This is a genomic window from Nonomuraea diastatica, from assembly GCF_004349015.1.
Taxonomy (GTDB): Bacteria; Actinomycetota; Actinomycetes; order Streptosporangiales; family Streptosporangiaceae; genus Nonomuraea; species Nonomuraea diastatica.
The window spans coordinates 1-14,555 of record NZ_SMKP01000080.1; the positions used below are offsets into that span (position 1 = coordinate 1).

Sequence of the window (14,555 nt, forward strand, 5' to 3'; positions counted from 1 at the left end):
GCCCGCCGCCGCTCCCGCCCCCGCGGCCCAGGCCCAGGCTCCGGCCGCCGCCGCGCCGCCCGAGCCGGTGGAGGTCGACACGACGCTGCGCGGCCGCACCGAGAAGATGTCGCGCCTGCGCCAGACGATGTCCAAGCGGCTGGTCGAGTCGCTGCAGACGGCGGCGCAGCTCACCACCGTGGTCGAGGTCGACGTCACCAAGATCGCGCGGCTGCGCGAGCAGGCGAAGGCCGACTTCTTCCGCCGCGAGGGCGTCAAGCTGTCGTTCATGCCGTTCTTCGAGATGGCCGCCATCGAGGCGCTCAAGCAGCACCCGAAGCTCAACGCGACGATCAACAACGAGACCATGGAGGTCACCTACTTCGACGTCGAGCACCTGGGCATCGCGGTCGACACCGAGCGTGGCCTGATCGCGGCGGTCATCAAGAACGCCGGCGACCTCAACCTCGCCGGGCTCGCCCGCAAGACGGCCGACCTCGCCGAGCGCACGCGCGCCAACAAGGTGACCCCTGACGAGATCACCGGCGGCACGTTCACGCTGACCAACACCGGCAGCCGGGGCGCCCTTTTCGACACGCCGATCCTCAACCAGCCGCAGGTGGGCATGCTCGGCACCGGCGCCGTCGTGAAGCGGCCCGTGGTGATCGACACGCCGGAGGGCGAGGCCATCTCCGTGCGGTCGATGGTCTACCTCGCGCTGACCTACGACCACCGGCTGGTGGACGGCGCCGACGCGGCGCGCTTCCTGACGACGGTCAAGCGCCGTCTCGAGGAGGGCCGCTTCGAGGCCCAGCTCGGGCTCGCGTAGACGCAGGGGTGTCGTGACGCCGGGCGGTCCTCACGGGCCGCCCGGCGTCCGCATGTGGCCCTGCCCCCACACGGCCGGTACACCGGGCCCGTGCCCGGCCGCGAGAGCCCGCAGACCGGCGCCGAGGTTCGGCGCGGGAACGACTCGCGAGAGCGCGACTCGCTGACGCGACGCTCACGGGGCCGCGCGTCTCCCTGGCGGAGCGCGACGTCGCGAAGCGGCACGGCCCGCGACAGCGCGCGGCGTGCCGCCGCCTCCCCAGCCATAGTCGGGCCGACACGTGTGCGGTGGTGGCGCGCCGCCGGGAAGGCGGCGGCGTACATTGGAATGATGGCGATCATCGTGACGGGGGCGTCGGGGCTGCTCGGCTCGGCGCTGGCCGAGGCGCTGCGGGCCGAGGGCCGGGAGGTCGTCAGGCTGGTACGCCGGGAGCCCCGCGGGGCCGGTGAGGCCTACTGGCAACCGCGGGAGCAGGTCATCGACCTGTCCGCGCTCGAGGGCGCCGACGGCGTGGTCCATCTGGCCGGAGCGCCGATCGGCGACCGGCGGTGGAGCGAGGCGTACAAACGGGAACTGGTCGCCAGCCGGGTGGAGGGCACCCGGGTGCTCGTCGACGCCCTGCGGGAGCTGGAGGCGCCGCCCAGGGTGCTCCTGTCGGCGTCCGGCGTCGACTTCTACGGCGACACAGGGGATCGGCTGATCGACGAGAGCCAGGGCCGGGGCGAGGGTTTCCTGGCGGATCTGTGTGCGGCGTGGGAGGGCGAGGCGGAGCGGGCCAGGGAGGCGGGGGTCAGGACCGCGTTCGCGCGTACGGGGCTGGTGCTGAGCCGCCGGGGCGGAGCGCTGGGAAGGATGTTGCCGATCTTCAGGATGGGGCTGGGGGCGCCGCTCGGGTCGGGGAAGCAGTACTGGTCGTGGATCAGCGTGGAGGACTGGGTGAGGGCCGCGCTCCATGTCCTGAAAAATCAGGACGTGGACGGGCCGGTCAATTTCACCTCGCCCTCCCCTGTCACCAACGCCGAGTTCACAAGGACGCTCGGAAAAGCCCTGCGCAGAAGCACGATGCCACTCCCCGTGCCGGCGTTCGCGCTCTCCGCGGGGCTCGGTGAGTTCGCCCGCGAGGCGCTGCTCCCCGGGCACCGGGTCCTGCCGGCGAAGCTGTCCGCCTCTGACTACCGCTTCGCACATACCACTCTCGGTGCGGCGCTCAGCGCCGTACTCTAGGATGCCGTTCCACTACTTTCAGCACGTCGGGAGATTCTTGACATGATCCGGTCAGGACAGTCGCACATCCTCGCCATCGGCGGTGGATCGTTCCGCCCGAGCAACCGCCACTCCTTCATCGAGGCGAGCCCGCTGCTGCGCTACGGCCTCGACCTGACCGGACAGGACCGCCCGAAGCTCGGCCTTGTCGCCACGGCGCTCGGCGACTCGAGCGACTGGCTGCTGAAGATGTACGGCGCCTTCGCCGGGTGGGACGTCGAGCTGAGCCATCTGACGGTGTTCCCGATGCCCAACGTGCCCGATCCCCGGGCCTGGATGCTCGAACAGGACATGATCTACGTCAGCGGCGGCAGCGTCGCCAACCTGATGGCGTTGTGGCGGCTGCACGGCCTGGACGAGGCGTTCGGCGAGGCGTGGCGGGCGGGCGTGGTGTTGTCCGGGCAGAGCGCGGGCGCCTTGTGCTGGCACGTCGGGGGCAACACCGACTCCTTCGGCCCGGAGCTGCAGGTGTGGGCCGAGGGCATGGCCCTGCTGCCCTACTCATGCGGCGTCCACTACGACTCCGACCCGCAGCGCCGCGACCTGCTGCAGAAGTCGGTGGCGGGCGGCGAGCTGCCCGGCGGATACGCCGCCGACGAGGGCGTGGGGCTGCACTACGTGGGCACCGAGTTCATCCAGGCCGTGACCGTCGAGCCGGGCGGCTACGCCTACAAGCTCGAGCACGACGGCGCCAGCGGGGTCAAGGAGGTCAGGATCGAGCCACGGTTGCTGACCCCCTGATTACCCTTCGAAGGTAAGGGAACGGCACAATAGGCTCATGCGCCCCATCCACGGGGACGATCCCCACGCACTCGCCATCGTCCGCCTTGGTGTCGACGTCCCCTACGAGCAGGCCTGGTCGCTGCAGCGCTGGGTGCACGACAAGCGGGTCGCCGGCGAGCTGACCGACACCGTCCTGCTCCTGGAGCACGCGCCGGTCTACACCGCGGGCAAGCGCACCGCCCCGCACGAGCGGCCCGCCGACGGCACCCCTGTCATCGACGTCGACCGGGGCGGCCGGCTCACCTGGCACGGCCCCGGGCAGCTCGTCGCCTACCCCGTCGTCGCGATCACCGACGTGGTCGCCTACGCCTGCCGCCTGGAAGACGTGATGATCCAGACCTGCGCCGACTTCGGCGTCACGGCCAGGCGCGTGCGGGGGCGCGGCGGCGTCTGGGCGGCCGGCGAACCCAGCCTCGGCCTGCCCGATCGCCAGCTCGGCGCGGTCGGGTTGCGCGTCACGCGCGGCGTCACCATGCACGGCTTCTCCCTCAACTGTGCCAACGACCCGCGCTGGTTCAACCGCATCACGCCGTGCGGCATCCCCGGCGTGGGCGTCTCCTCGTTGTCGGCGGAGACGGGCCGCCGCATCGTGGTCGAGGAGGTCATGCCGATCGCAGAGAAGCGGCTGGCCGAAGCGCTCGGCATGGAGCCGTACGACCTGCACGAGGAGGACCTCCTCCGCCGGTGACCGTGCCGGCACCCGACCGTCACGTGAGCGCGTACGCCCCCTCGGACGGCGCGGTTCGGGGGAGACGTAAGCTGAGGACGTGACCGTTGCTCCTGAAGGCCGAAAGCTCCTCCGCCTGGAGGTGCGCAACGCCGAAACCCCTATCGAGCGCAAGCCCCCGTGGATCAAGACCAAGCTGAAGACGGGCCCCGAATACACCGAGCTCAAGTCGCTGGTGCGCAGGGAGGGTCTGCACACGGTCTGTGAAGAGGCGGGCTGTCCCAATATCTACGAGTGCTGGGAAGACCGCGAGGCCACTTTCCTCATCGGCGGCGACCAGTGCACGCGCCGCTGCGACTTCTGCCAGATCGACACGGGCAAACCCAAGGAATACGACCGCGACGAGCCCCGCAGGGTGGCCCAGTCCGTCCAGCAGATGGGCCTGCGCTACGCGACCGTGACCGGAGTGGCCCGCGACGACCTGCCCGACGGCGGCGCCTGGCTCTACGCCGAGACCGCGCGCCAGATCCACGCGCTGCTGCCCGGCTGCGGCGTCGAGTTGCTGGTGCCCGACTTCAACGGCAACCGCGACCAGCTGGAGGAGGTCTTCTCCAGCCGGCCCGAGGTGTTCGCGCACAACGTCGAGACGGTGCCGCGGATCTTCAAGCGCATCCGCCCGGCCTTTCGTTACGACCGTTCGCTCCAGGTGATCACGACGGCCCGCGAGGCCGGGCTGGTCACCAAGTCCAACCTGATCCTGGGCATGGGCGAGACGCGCGAGGAGATCACCGGGGCCATGCGCGACCTCCACGCCGCCGGCACCGACCTGCTGACGATCACCCAATACCTCCGGCCGACGCCGCGCCACCACCCGGTGGAGCGGTGGGTGAAGCCGGAGGAGTTCGTCGAGCTGCAGGCCGAGGCCGAGGCCATCGGGTTCGCCGGAGTGCTGTCCGGGCCGCTGGTCCGCTCGTCCTACCGGGCGGGCAGGCTCTACAAGCAGGCCGTCGAGGCGCGCCAGACCGCTTGAGCGGCTGACAGGGCCCTGGGCGCGCACCGCCCGGGGCCCTGTCGTTTCAGCCCCGTCGTTTCAGCCTGTCGTGACAGCGCAGTCGTAACAGCGCTGTCATGTCCGCCGGCGTTAGCATGGCCAGGGCCGCCGACGGGAGGATGACGGGCATGGCCGTTCTGATCCGCACCAGCGACTTACCCGCCAGAAATCGCCACGACGCCTGGCGGGCCCTCGTGTGTGACACGCTCGGCCCGCTCGACCTGCGCATCGACCCCGACGCCCCGCTGCGGGGCGAGATGGAGCTCGGCCAGCTCGGCTCCGTGGGCGTCGGCAGGGTCCGCACCTCCACGCCGCACAGCGTTCACCGCACCCCCGGCCTGATCCGCCGCGACAACCCCGACGTCTACCGGGTCGTGCTGGCCGTGTCAGGCAGCCCCCGGATCTCCCAGGACGGCCGGGCCACCCAGCTCCGCCGCGACGAGTTCGCCATCTACGACTTCACCCGCCCGTACGAGCTGGCCTACGACGGGGCGGTGCAGCTCGCGGTGTTCAGCCTGCCGCACGACCTGCTCGCCCTGCCTCCCGGCGCCATGTCCGAGCTGACGGCGCTGCCCATCACGGCGGAGACGGGCGCCGCCGCGCTCGCCGCCCCGCTGCTGCCAGCGCCGCCTGGAGCGCTGCCGCGCCGACCTGGCCGACGCCTCGATGCGCGACCTGTCCGTGAGCAGCGTCGGAGCCAGGTGGGGGTTGCCTGACTCGGCGCATTTCAGCAGGTTGTTCCGGCGCGCGTACGGGATGCCGCCCGCGGAGTACCGCCGCGCCGTCGCGCTCTGAGCACCATGCGTGCCGACGCGCTTCTGAGCACAGTGCGCTGAACGTCAAGGTGCCTGGCGTCCAGATCCAAGACCCGGGAGCCGCGGGTCGGCAGACTCATGGGTGTTCCTCCCCAGCGGCGAAAGGTCTCGGACATGCAGCTGTTCGTGAATCTCCCGGTCAAGGACCTGGAGCGGTCAAAGAAGTTCTTCACCGGCCTCGGCTTCCAGCTGTTCGGCGCGTCCCCCGACATGGCGTCGGTGATCATCAGTGAGGAGACGCAGGTCATGCTGCTCACCGAGCCGGGGTTCGCCCAGTACATCACCAAGGACATCGGCGACGCCGCCAAGACCACCGAGTCGATCCTGGTGCTCGGCGTGGAGAGCCCGACGCAGGTGGACGAGCTGGTGGACAAGGCGCTGGCGCTCGGCGCCACGCCCGCGGGCGTGCAGCCCGACGACGGTTTCCGCTACCAGCGCGGCTTCGCCGACCTCGACGGCCACCACTGGGAGGCGCTGTGCCTGATCCAGCCCGCCGGCTGAGTGGCAAGGCGACCTCGGCGGACGGCACCGCCATCGTCTTCGACCGGTACGGCTCGGGACCGGCCCTCGTCCTGGTCAACGGAGCCTTCACCGACAGGGGGCACGCCACGCTGGCGAGCGTGGCGGCCGCCCTGGCCCCGCGGTTCACGGTCGTGGACTACGACCGCAGGGGCCGCGGCGACAGCGGCGACACCGGGCCGTACGCCGTCGAGCGGGAGGTAGAGGATCTGGCCGCCGTCATCGACGCGGCGGGCGGCACGGCCATGGTGTTCGGCGGCTCGTCGGGGGCCGCGCTGGCGATCGAGGCGGCGGCCGTGAGCCCGGAGATCTCGAAGCTGGCCCTGTGGGAGCCGCTGTACCACGTGGACGACAGCGCGCCCCCGTTGCCGGACGACTTCGCGGCCCAGCTCGACGCTCTGGTGCGGGCGGGCAGGCGGGGCGAGGCGGTGGAGCGGTTCATGGTGGAGGCGGCCGAGGCGCCGCCCGAGGCCGTCGCCGCGATGCGTGCGCTGCCGTCCTGGGCGGCGATGGAGGCGGTCGCGCACACCCTCGTTCACGAGGCGGCTGTGATGGGGCCGGGTAACCGGCTGCCCGCCGGCCGGCTGGCGGCGCTCGCGCAGCCGACGCTCGTGCTCACCGGCGAGGCCGGCCCTGCGTGGATGGCTCGGGCGGGGCAGGCGGTGGCGGCGGCGGTGCCCGGGGCGGTGCACCGCGTGCTGGAGGGCCAGGCGCACAACGTGGCGCCGGAGGCGCTGGTGCCCGAGCTGCTGGAGTTCTTCGTCGCCGCGTGAGGACGAGCGGCGAGCGTGCGGTAGGCGAAGGTCACGATCCGGCCTGGAAGCAAAACGGCCGGGCCGCGTTTTCCATCCGGCACCAGTTGGTTTGTATCCTTCTGAGCATGGCAAAGTCCGAGGACCCAGAGAAGCCGGGGCGCATCAAGCAGCTCCGCATGATCGCGAAGATCATCAAGCAGGCCAATCCCAAGGGGATGCCGATCGTCTTCCTCTCGGCGGTGGGCACGCTGGCCGTGGTCGTCGTGATCGGCCTGGTCACGGACTACTTGTGGTATTCGGTGTTCATCGGTGTGCTGGCCGCGTTCACCGTCGGCCTGGTGGTGTTCGGGCAGCTGGCGCAGAAGGCCCAATACTCGATCCTGCACGGCCAGACGGGCGCCGCGGCGGCGGTGCTGCAGGGCATGCGGGGCAACTGGCAGGTCACCCCGGCCATCGCGGTCACCCGTGACCAGGACCTGATCCATCTCGTGGTCGGTTATCCGGGCGTCGTGCTGGTGTCCGAGGGGCCGGGCAACCGGGTGGCGAAGATGCTGGCGGCCGAGAAGAAGCGGGTCGCGCGGGTGGTGCTGGGCGTCGAGATCTACGACATCCAGTGCGGTGACGGCGAAGGGCAGGTGCCGATCAGCAAGCTGCAGCGCCACATCATGAAGCTGCCGCGCAACCTGAAGAAGCCGGCGGTCAACGAGGTCAAAGACCGCCTGCGCTCGCTGCCGAAGAACATGCCGATGCCCAAGGGGCCGATGCCCAAGGGCGCCCGCATGCCGCGCGGCCCCAAGATGCGCTAGTGCCGTCGGTCTCGTCGCGGGCCAATCGCGGCTGGTGGGACGGCAACGCCGACGACTACCAGGTCGAGCACGGCGGCTTCCTGCGTGACAGCGGGTTCGTCTGGTGTCCCGAAGGCGTGGACGAGGCCGACGCGCACCTCCTCGGGGAGGTGCGCGGCCGGCGCGTGCTCGAGATCGGCTGTGGGGCGGCGCAGTGCGCCAGGTGGCTGGTGTCGCAGGGGGCCGAGGTCGCCGCGTTCGACATCTCCCACCGCCAGCTGCTCCACGCGAGGCGCATCGACCTCGGAACCGGCCTGCGCGTTCCCGTGCTGCAGGCCGACGCCGAGTCGCTGCCGTTCGCCGGGGCCGCCTTCGATGTGGCCTGCTCGGCGTACGGAGCACTGCCGTTCGTGGCCGACCCCCTCGCCGTGTTCCGCGAGGTGCGCAGGGTGCTCAGGCCGGGCAGCCGGTTCGTGTTCTCGGTGAGCCATCCCATCAGGTGGGCGTTCCCCGACGATCCGGGGCCCCGCGGCCTGACGTCCGACCGGCCCTACTTCGACCGATCCCCCTACGTGGAGCGCGACGAGCACGGCACCGTGACGTACGTCGAGCACCACCGCACGATGGGCGACTGGGTGAACCTGCTGGTGACGTCGGGGTTGACCGTCATCGGGCTGCTGGAGCCCGAATGGCCCGAGGGGCACGAGCGGGTGTGGGGTGGCTGGAGCCCGCTGCGTGGCCGTCATCTCCCGGGCACGGCCATCTTCAGCTGCTCGCGTACCTAGCGGCCATGGCGTGGAAGACCTCCTTGGGCTCCCACCTCCTCTCGTCGAGCATCCTGACCACGCCGTAGGAGCCGAGGTCGGCCTCGCCGGTCCTGTTGTAGGCGGCGTAGGTGAACCACAGGGCGGTGTCGACGCCCTCCCGCTCGAAGATGTCCATCAGTTCCGTGAAATAGCGGACCTGCTCCCCCTCGTCGCGCACCGCGCCTTCCGGCACCTCCCACGCCGAGCCACCGCGCTCGCCCGCCCCCTGGTAGGGGCAGGTGCTTTTATGAAGCCGTGGCCGAAGGCGGTGATCTCGCAGCCGGTGACCAGCACCACGTCGCCGCCGGCGCGGCGCAGGGCCTCGGCCCGCTCGGCCGACTCGGCGAAGAGCGCCGACATCTCGTCCTCCGTCAGGTCCACGGGGAAGGGGGCGAACCAGACCTCCAGGCCGGCCGCCACCACGCGTTCGGCGGCGGCGGTGACGCGCCCGGGGTCGCCGCCGGAGATGCGGACCGAGTCGCAGTGCAGGTCGCGGGCGATGGTGCGCATGTCGCGCTCGACGTCTTCGAGGTCGAAGGACCTGCGGCTCAGGTCGTCGCCCGGGAGGAACCCGGTGTCATAGTTGATGCCCCTTTTCATGCTGCTCCTCTTCCGTGTGCGTCAGCCCGTGCTCCAGGAGGTCGAAGGCCAGCTCGACGTCTCCTGCCAGCCGCCCGGCCGCCTCTTCCAGCGGCGCGCCCACGGCGAGCCGCTGGAAGAAGGCCTCCTGGAGGGTGGTGATGGCGGCGGTGATCTGCGCGGCCATCAGGTGCGCCGTCAGGTCCGGCTCCCGGCCGCCGGCGAGGGCCGCGGCCAGTTCGTGGCGCCGGCTCATCTGGGCTCCGTAGACAGCGGCCAGCAGGGCGGGGCTGGACGAGATCACGCGGATCCTGGTGATCAGCGTCTCGACGTCCATGTCTGTCGTGACCGGCGCGGCCGTCGCCCGGTAGTGCGCGCGCAGGGCCCCGATCGGCGAGCACCCCTCGGGACGGCCGGTCACGATGGCGGCCATGTCGTCCTGCACTCCGTCGGTGACCAGGCATTCCTTGGTGGGGAAATAGCTGAACACCGTCACCTTGGCGACGCCGGCCGCCTCGGCGATCTCGTTGACGGTCACCTGGTCGTAACCGCGCTCGTCGAACAGCCGCAGCGCCACCTGGGAGATGCGCCGGCGCGTCTGGTCCTTCTTCCGCTCCCTGAGCCCCGCCATCATCATGCGGACAGCGTAACCATACCGGGTTCATTTTCGAACCCGGTATGGTTTTTCCTCGCTCACATGCGGACAACCATCGTGTTGGACACGCGGTCGTGCACCCCTCGGTGGTCGCGGTCCCAGATCAGGGCGGGAAGGGCCAGGGCGAGCAGCACGGTGCGCACCAGCACGGGCATCAGCCGTGGATTGCCTCCGTCCATCGCGGCGACCCTGATGCCCGCCAGGCGGTGCCCGAACGTCTGCCCCATGAGCCCGACCAGGATCAGATATTGCACGGCGAAGGCGAGCGCCGGCGCCCACGGCGACTCCGCCGGGTTCATCCGGAACAGCAACTGCACGACGACCCACGTGCAGATCATCCAGTCGATGACGAGCGCGGCGATCCTGCGGCCCCAGCCGGCGATCGACCCGCTGCCCTCCTCGGGCAGCCCGAGGCGCTCCCCCGGATATCCGAGATCGACCCCGGCGGAACGGAGCCCGCCCAGCCACGTCTGCGTCCACCGAGGTTCCTTGCCGCTCATGGAGTCAACGGTAGCCGCCCGATGAGGCGGTCCGCTTCGTGACCCGGCCGCGTCACGGCCCGCCATGCCACACAAGGACGACCTTGACGCGCGCTTCCGAGCTCGCAGATCGAACCCGGCGAACAGCGCAAGCGCCGGCCACCGCCGTGTGCGTGGCCGCCCGAGCCAAGGGGCTGGGCGGGCTCTCGGAGAACGGCGTCGACAAGGGCGTGCAGTGGACGCGCACGCTGCCGGCCGCCGCCCATCTCGGCAGGAAGACCGTGCTCGGCGACGAGCCCGCCGCCTTCGTCAAGCTGCTGAAGCCGGAGCAACGCGACTGGTTCACGGACAAGGACCTGAAACGCGGCAGCCCACCCGGGGCCTCGTCACCAGCTTCACCCGCCGAGACGGGCGAGTCGTCCACCGACGTGATCAAGATGCGCGGCGGGGCCGCGCTGGGCACGTACCAGGCTCGTCACCCACGCCGCCGGCAGCGCGCGGCTCTGCCGCGAGTCGGGCCGGCGGGTCGTCTGGGGCGGCTGGGCGCGAGTGCGACGCCGGCCCGCTGCGACGTGGACGACGGCTGCATCCACCCGCACGACGTCGGCTTCCCCCGCCGTCAAGGCCTCCGGCGCGCCCTCGGACCCCGTACGCGCTGGAGGACGTCTCGGTCGACGACGGGGAATGTGGGGCGTCGCAGCCCACGTGACTCCGCGTAACACGTGCGAAACAATCGAGACACCGGACGGAAACGGCCAAGCTCTAGCGTCGGCATGATGGCCAGTCCCCAGGGAGGTTCGAGAGTGTTCAACTCCGCCGACGACGTCCTGAAGTTCATCAGTGACGAAGGGGTGCAGTTCGTCGATGTCAGGTTCACCGACCTGCCGGGGACGACTCACCACTTCACCTTCCCGGTAGAGAACTTCAGTGCGAGCGTCTTCACCGACGGGCTCATGTTCGACGGATCGTCGATCCGTGGATTCCAGGCGATCCACGAGTCCGACATGCTGCTGCTGCCCGACCCGGCCAGCGCCGTGGTCGACCCGTTCCGGCAGCACAAGACGCTCAATATCAACTTTTTCGTGCACGACCCGCTGACCGGCGAGGCCTACAGCCGTGACCCGCGCAACGTCGCGCGCAAGGCCGAGGAATATCTCAAGGGCACGGGCATCGCCGACACGGTCTATTTCGGCCCCGAGGCCGAGTTCTACATCTTCGACGACGTACGCTTCGAGACGCGGCAGAACGCTGGCTACTACTACATCGACTCCATCGAGGGCGCCTGGAACACCGGCAAGGCGACCGAGGGCGGCAACCTCGGTTACAAGCCGCGTTACAAGGGCGGCTATTTCCCGGTGCCGCCGATGGACCACTTCACCGACCTGCGCTCCGAGATGGTGCGCAACCTCATCGAATGCGGCATCGACGTCGAGATGCAGCACCACGAGGTCGGCACGGCCGGTCAGGCGGAGATCGACTTCAAGTTCGGCACGCTGCTCAAGACCGCCGACAACCTGATGCTGTACAAGTACATCATCAAGAGCACGGCGCTCGAATACGGCCACACGGTCACGTTCATGCCCAAGCCGATCTTCGGTGACAACGGCTCCGGCATGCACTGCCACCAGTCGCTGTGGAAGGACGGCTCGCCGCTCTTCTACGACGAGGTCGGCTACGCGGGCCTGTCCGACACCGCCCGCTACTACATCGGCGGCCTGCTCAAGCATGCGCCGTCGCTGCTGGCCTTCACCAACCCGACGGTCAACTCCTACCACCGCCTGGTGCCCGGCTACGAGGCCCCGGTCAACCTGGTTTACTCCCAGCGCAACCGCTCGGCCTGCGTCCGGATCCCGATCACGGGCTCCAACCCGAAGGCCAAGCGCATCGAGTTCCGGGTGCCCGACCCGTCGTGCAACCCCTACTTCGCGTTCTCGGCGATGCTGATGGCCGGCGTCGACGGCATCCGCAACAAGATCGAGCCGCCGGAGCCGGTCGACAAGGACCTCTACGAGCTCCCGCCGGAGGAGGCCCGCCAGGTGCCGCAGGTGCCCGGCTCACTCACCGACGTGCTCAACGCGCTGGAGGACGACCACGACTACCTTCTCGAGGGCGGCGTGTTCACGCCCGACCTGATCGAGACGTGGGTGGCGTACAAACGCGAGAACGAGGTCGACCCGATCCGGCTGCGCCCGCACCCGCACGAGTTCGAGCTCTACTACGACGTGTGACGGCGCGGTTTCCCGGCTCCGGCGCTCTTCCTTGGAACGGGCGCTGAGCTGGAAAAACGTTCCCGTCCTTGCGCGTTGTTCTCCGGCCTTTCTCCTCCTCTGGCGGAGCAGGACCGGAACAGAAACGGCCCGGCATCGCATCGCGATGCCGGGCCGTTCCTGTACGTGGGAGAGCTCCCGGGCCGTCCGGGCTCTTCCGGTGGATCGTCTCCTTCGGCACGCCGGACCGCGCAGCAGCACCATCCGGAGTCCGGTGAAGGCGTTTCGTGGCCGCCCTCGACGCGGGCCTCAGCTCGTGGAACCAGGCTCCGGCCCAGCCGTCCCCGTGGAACCAGGCTCCGGCCCAGCCGTCCCCGTGGAGCCGGGCGCCGGCCCGGCCGTGCCCGTGGAACCGGGCCCGGCCGCGTCGACGACCTCCTGTGCGGCGTGCTCGCTGCCTCGGAAGTCACGGGCCATCGCCGTGATGCCCTCACCGGTCAGCCGGAGGTTGCCGTGCAGGTGTGCGCAGGCCTGCTCAAGCAGATCGGTCAGCCCGTCCATGGCCATCCCCGCGGTGCTGCCTCCCCACGCCGTCTCACCGGTGCCGCGCACGGCCACGAACAGGGCCTGGGTGCGCTGCTGGAACTCGGTTGAAACGTCCTGGAGGTGTTGCCCCGCCGCTTCCAGCGACTTCTGGTCGAATCGAATGCCGGCACTCATCACTCAGCTCCTACGAGGCGTCCCGGTTCGATCGGCGACTGTACCAGCAACGAGCGGGATCCGGCCGGGGTGTCAACCGCCCTCGCGGTCACCACCCGTTGAGATCACCATCTGTCGGCCACCACTCGTCGTCGCCGTTGTCGATGCCGTCCCGCTCGAGGTCGCGGTGGTCGAAGTCACGGTGGTCGAAGTCACGGTGGTCGAAGTCACGGTGGTCGAAGTCACGGTGGTCGAAGTCGTCGTGCTTGATGTCCTCCTTCTTGACATCCTCCTTCTTGATGTTCTCCTTCTTGACGACCTTGACCTTGACGTCCTCCGGGTGGTGGTGGCGCCGGTGCTTGTTCTTGTTGCGGTTGAGGTTGTGGACGATGATGTCGATCTTCGGCGGGTGCCAGTGCGGGTTGCGCAGGATCGGCTTCTCCCTCGGGACATGCCTCGGCTTCGAGACGTGCCGGACCGGAGCGGACGGCGGGCCCCCCGCCTCGACGGCGATGTAGCCCGCGCTCGCGCTGGCCATCCCCTGGCCCAGTGGAAGGAACATGACACCGGCGACAGCGCCGGCCAGAGCTAGTACCGCGAACCGCCCATGGCGCGGCGTCCGCGATTGCCGACTTCTAGTATTCACGCGCTCGTTTCCATTCATGGATAGATCAGCCGAAACCAGGCACCCACCTCGGGTGCTCAGACGGAAGCAGACGTACCCATGCACATATTCTCAGCTACCTCTATAAACCCAAACGTCCCGTCAAAACCCAAACGTCCAATAATGATCTGAGCACCATTTACTGGTTTCGAGGCATATTCCTAGGGTTTTCGCGTCGGAGGTGTCCCGTGCGGGGATCTCAGAACGTGAAGCGTGGCGACGAGGCGGTCAGGAGGACGGGCGCCGGAGTCGCCCGCCAGAGGGCACGCATCTCACCGGCCAGTCCGGCGGTGAGCGCCTCGATGTCCGCGCGGGCCGTGTCATGCAGGGCCTCCGCGACGATCAGGACGTCGGTCGTGGTGTCGCGCACGGCCGACCGGCCGCTCTGGCGGTTGGTCCAGCGGCGGGCATGCGCCATCGCGTCGGCGTCGGCGAAGACGACCTCACCGGCCGGCGGACGCTCCGTCTGGCCGGAGAAGGTCACGTACGTCTCATCCCCCGCCGCGTACCGGACCTCGACATAGGAGGAGATCCGGGAGACGTCGAAGACGGCCACCGGGACCGCGTACGCGAGGGACACCGCGTTGCACAGGTCGATCAGCGGGTGCAGCCGCGGCAGCGCACCCTCCTTCCTGAAGCGGCGCAGCAGCGACTCCGACGCGCAGCGGTACTGCGTCGGCTTCAGACCCATCGCCGAGAACGCCCGGCGCCACGCCTGGATCTCCGGCAACTCGCCCTCGGAGGCAGTGGCCAGGCGCTTGGCGGCGATCTCGCCGTAGTGTGCGAGCCGGTCGTCCACGCGGACGTCCTTGGTGACGCCGGCCACGGACATCACCCCCGGGACCAGCCCGGGAAAGTCGCGCCAGATGTCGGTCGAATGCTGGAAGTGCACGGTCACCTCGTCGTCGCGGCCAGGGAGAACGGGCCGATCACGATACCCGCATCCCGGTACGGGAACCCTGGAGGCGCGACGCGGAGGCGCCGGACGGACGCGCGCGGCCGAAGCCGTCCCGCCGCTCA

The 14,555-nt window shown here is 69.8% G+C and carries 20 protein-coding genes; 13 read left to right on the forward strand and 7 right to left on the reverse strand.

Annotation, left to right across the window (positions count from 1 at the left end):
- The 11 genes from E1294_RS26350 to E1294_RS26400 all read left to right on the forward strand — a co-directional run.
- Positions 1-808, forward strand: an 808-nt coding sequence (locus E1294_RS26350; protein WP_181958555.1) for a 2-oxo acid dehydrogenase subunit E2, incomplete at its 5' end; no start/stop codon positions are given.
- Between the two features lie 330 nt (positions 809-1,138).
- Positions 1,139-2,032 (forward strand): TIGR01777 family oxidoreductase, encoded by an 894-nt coding sequence (locus tag E1294_RS26355; protein ID WP_132512611.1) that lies wholly within the window; start codon positions 1,139-1,141, stop codon positions 2,030-2,032.
- 42 nt (positions 2,033-2,074) lie between these two features.
- Entirely contained in the window at positions 2,075-2,812 is a 738-nt protein-coding gene (locus E1294_RS26360) for a Type 1 glutamine amidotransferase-like domain-containing protein (RefSeq protein WP_132512613.1), read from the forward strand.
- A 37-nt stretch (positions 2,813-2,849) separates the two neighbouring features.
- A complete protein-coding gene (gene lipB / locus E1294_RS26365) occupies positions 2,850-3,542 on the forward strand; it encodes a lipoyl(octanoyl) transferase LipB (RefSeq protein ID WP_132512615.1) in 693 nt (230 codons plus the stop codon).
- 79 nt (positions 3,543-3,621) lie between these two features.
- Positions 3,622-4,551, forward strand: coding sequence for a lipoyl synthase (gene lipA, locus E1294_RS26370; protein ID WP_132512617.1), 930 nt, complete (start codon positions 3,622-3,624; stop codon positions 4,549-4,551).
- Positions 4,552-4,649: 98 nt separating this feature from the next.
- Positions 4,650-5,288, forward strand: a complete 639-nt coding sequence (locus E1294_RS26375; RefSeq protein WP_132512619.1) for a cupin domain-containing protein — start codon at positions 4,650-4,652, stop codon at positions 5,286-5,288.
- A complete protein-coding gene (locus tag E1294_RS58195) occupies positions 5,239-5,367 on the forward strand; it encodes a helix-turn-helix domain-containing protein (RefSeq protein ID WP_132512621.1) in 129 nt (42 codons plus the stop codon). The genes E1294_RS26375 and E1294_RS58195 overlap by 50 nt, the downstream gene beginning before the upstream one ends.
- Positions 5,368-5,501: 134 nt before the next feature.
- Entirely contained in the window at positions 5,502-5,888 is a 387-nt protein-coding gene (locus E1294_RS26385) for a VOC family protein (RefSeq protein ID WP_132512623.1), read from the forward strand.
- A complete protein-coding gene (locus E1294_RS26390) occupies positions 5,864-6,679 on the forward strand; it encodes an alpha/beta fold hydrolase (RefSeq protein WP_132512625.1) in 816 nt (271 codons plus the stop codon). The genes E1294_RS26385 and E1294_RS26390 overlap by 25 nt, the downstream gene beginning before the upstream one ends.
- 107 nt (positions 6,680-6,786) lie before the next feature.
- Entirely contained in the window at positions 6,787-7,467 is a 681-nt protein-coding gene (locus E1294_RS26395) for a DUF4191 domain-containing protein (RefSeq protein ID WP_132512627.1), read from the forward strand.
- Positions 7,467-8,231, forward strand: coding sequence for a class I SAM-dependent methyltransferase (locus E1294_RS26400; protein WP_132512629.1), 765 nt, complete (start codon positions 7,467-7,469; stop codon positions 8,229-8,231). Before E1294_RS26395 ends, E1294_RS26400 begins: the two co-directional genes overlap by 1 nt.
- On the opposite strand, the gene E1294_RS54765 is transcribed toward E1294_RS26400, so the two are convergent.
- Genes E1294_RS54765 through E1294_RS26415 form a run of 4 tightly spaced genes read right to left on the reverse strand, consistent with a single transcriptional unit; the run spans position 8,212 to position 9,986 of the window.
- Positions 8,212-8,388, reverse strand: coding sequence for a hypothetical protein (locus E1294_RS54765; protein ID WP_220447948.1), 177 nt, complete (start codon positions 8,386-8,388; stop codon positions 8,212-8,214). The genes E1294_RS26400 and E1294_RS54765 overlap by 20 nt on opposite strands.
- Positions 8,388-8,852, reverse strand: coding sequence for a hypothetical protein (locus E1294_RS26405; protein ID WP_220447949.1), 465 nt, complete (start codon positions 8,850-8,852; stop codon positions 8,388-8,390). The genes E1294_RS54765 and E1294_RS26405 overlap by 1 nt, the downstream gene beginning before the upstream one ends.
- Positions 8,830-9,468: a TetR/AcrR family transcriptional regulator gene (locus E1294_RS26410; protein ID WP_246083295.1), complete on the reverse strand. Its 639-nt coding sequence runs from the start codon at positions 9,466-9,468 to the stop codon at positions 8,830-8,832. The genes E1294_RS26405 and E1294_RS26410 overlap by 23 nt, the downstream gene beginning before the upstream one ends.
- A 56-nt stretch (positions 9,469-9,524) precedes the next feature.
- Positions 9,525-9,986 carry an RDD family protein gene (locus E1294_RS26415; RefSeq protein WP_132512631.1) on the reverse strand — a complete coding sequence of 154 codons (462 nt, stop codon included), beginning with the start codon at positions 9,984-9,986 and terminating at the stop codon, positions 9,525-9,527.
- 152 nt (positions 9,987-10,138) lie between these two features.
- Between E1294_RS26415 and E1294_RS26420 the strand changes: the two genes are divergently transcribed.
- Positions 10,139-10,684 carry a hypothetical protein gene (locus tag E1294_RS26420; RefSeq protein ID WP_132512633.1) on the forward strand — a complete coding sequence of 182 codons (546 nt, stop codon included), beginning with the start codon at positions 10,139-10,141 and terminating at the stop codon, positions 10,682-10,684.
- A gap of 84 nt (positions 10,685-10,768) precedes the next feature.
- Positions 10,769-12,193, forward strand: coding sequence for a type I glutamate--ammonia ligase (glnA, locus tag E1294_RS26425; protein ID WP_132512635.1), 1,425 nt, complete (start codon positions 10,769-10,771; stop codon positions 12,191-12,193).
- 288 nt (positions 12,194-12,481) lie between these two features.
- Here the strand turns inward: glnA and E1294_RS26430 are convergent, their stop codons facing one another.
- The 3 genes from E1294_RS26430 to E1294_RS26440 form a co-directional block, all read right to left on the reverse strand.
- Complete coding sequence (locus E1294_RS26430; protein WP_132512637.1) at positions 12,482-12,892, reverse strand: hypothetical protein; 411 nt, start codon at positions 12,890-12,892, stop codon at positions 12,482-12,484.
- Positions 12,893-12,980: 88 nt separating this feature from the next.
- Positions 12,981-13,433 (reverse strand): hypothetical protein, encoded by a 453-nt coding sequence (locus E1294_RS52930; protein ID WP_165977484.1) that lies wholly within the window; start codon positions 13,431-13,433, stop codon positions 12,981-12,983.
- Between the two features lie 301 nt (positions 13,434-13,734).
- A complete protein-coding gene (locus E1294_RS26440; protein WP_132512639.1) occupies positions 13,735-14,427 on the reverse strand; it encodes a B3/B4 domain-containing protein in 693 nt (230 codons plus the stop codon).
- Positions 14,428-14,555 lie beyond the last annotated feature (128 nt).

What these genes read in the sequence shown, in the direction of transcription:
- E1294_RS26360 (WP_132512613.1), top strand. Translation starts at nt 2,075, where the DNA reads ATGATCCGGTCAGGACAGTCGCACATCCTCGCCATCGGCGGTGGATCG.
- E1294_RS52930 (WP_165977484.1), bottom strand. Translation starts at nt 13,433, where the DNA reads ATGTTCCTTCCACTGGGCCAGGGGATGGCCAGCGCGAGCGCGGGCTAC.
- E1294_RS26355 (WP_132512611.1), top strand. Translation starts at nt 1,139, where the DNA reads ATGGCGATCATCGTGACGGGGGCGTCGGGGCTGCTCGGCTCGGCGCTG.
- E1294_RS58195 (WP_132512621.1), top strand. Translation starts at nt 5,239, where the DNA reads ATGCGCGACCTGTCCGTGAGCAGCGTCGGAGCCAGGTGGGGGTTGCCT.
- E1294_RS54765 (WP_220447948.1), bottom strand. Translation starts at nt 8,388, where the DNA reads ATGGACATCTTCGAGCGGGAGGGCGTCGACACCGCCCTGTGGTTCACC.
- E1294_RS26415 (WP_132512631.1), bottom strand. Translation starts at nt 9,986, where the DNA reads ATGAGCGGCAAGGAACCTCGGTGGACGCAGACGTGGCTGGGCGGGCTC.
- E1294_RS26405 (WP_220447949.1), bottom strand. Translation starts at nt 8,852, where the DNA reads ATGAAAAGGGGCATCAACTATGACACCGGGTTCCTCCCGGGCGACGAC.
- lipB (WP_132512615.1), top strand. Translation starts at nt 2,850, where the DNA reads ATGCGCCCCATCCACGGGGACGATCCCCACGCACTCGCCATCGTCCGC.
- E1294_RS26385 (WP_132512623.1), top strand. Translation starts at nt 5,502, where the DNA reads ATGCAGCTGTTCGTGAATCTCCCGGTCAAGGACCTGGAGCGGTCAAAG.
- E1294_RS26395 (WP_132512627.1), top strand. Translation starts at nt 6,787, where the DNA reads ATGGCAAAGTCCGAGGACCCAGAGAAGCCGGGGCGCATCAAGCAGCTC.
- E1294_RS26375 (WP_132512619.1), top strand. Translation starts at nt 4,650, where the DNA reads ATGTCCGCCGGCGTTAGCATGGCCAGGGCCGCCGACGGGAGGATGACG.
- E1294_RS26410 (WP_246083295.1), bottom strand. Translation starts at nt 9,468, where the DNA reads ATGATGATGGCGGGGCTCAGGGAGCGGAAGAAGGACCAGACGCGCCGG.
- E1294_RS26430 (WP_132512637.1), bottom strand. Translation starts at nt 12,892, where the DNA reads ATGAGTGCCGGCATTCGATTCGACCAGAAGTCGCTGGAAGCGGCGGGG.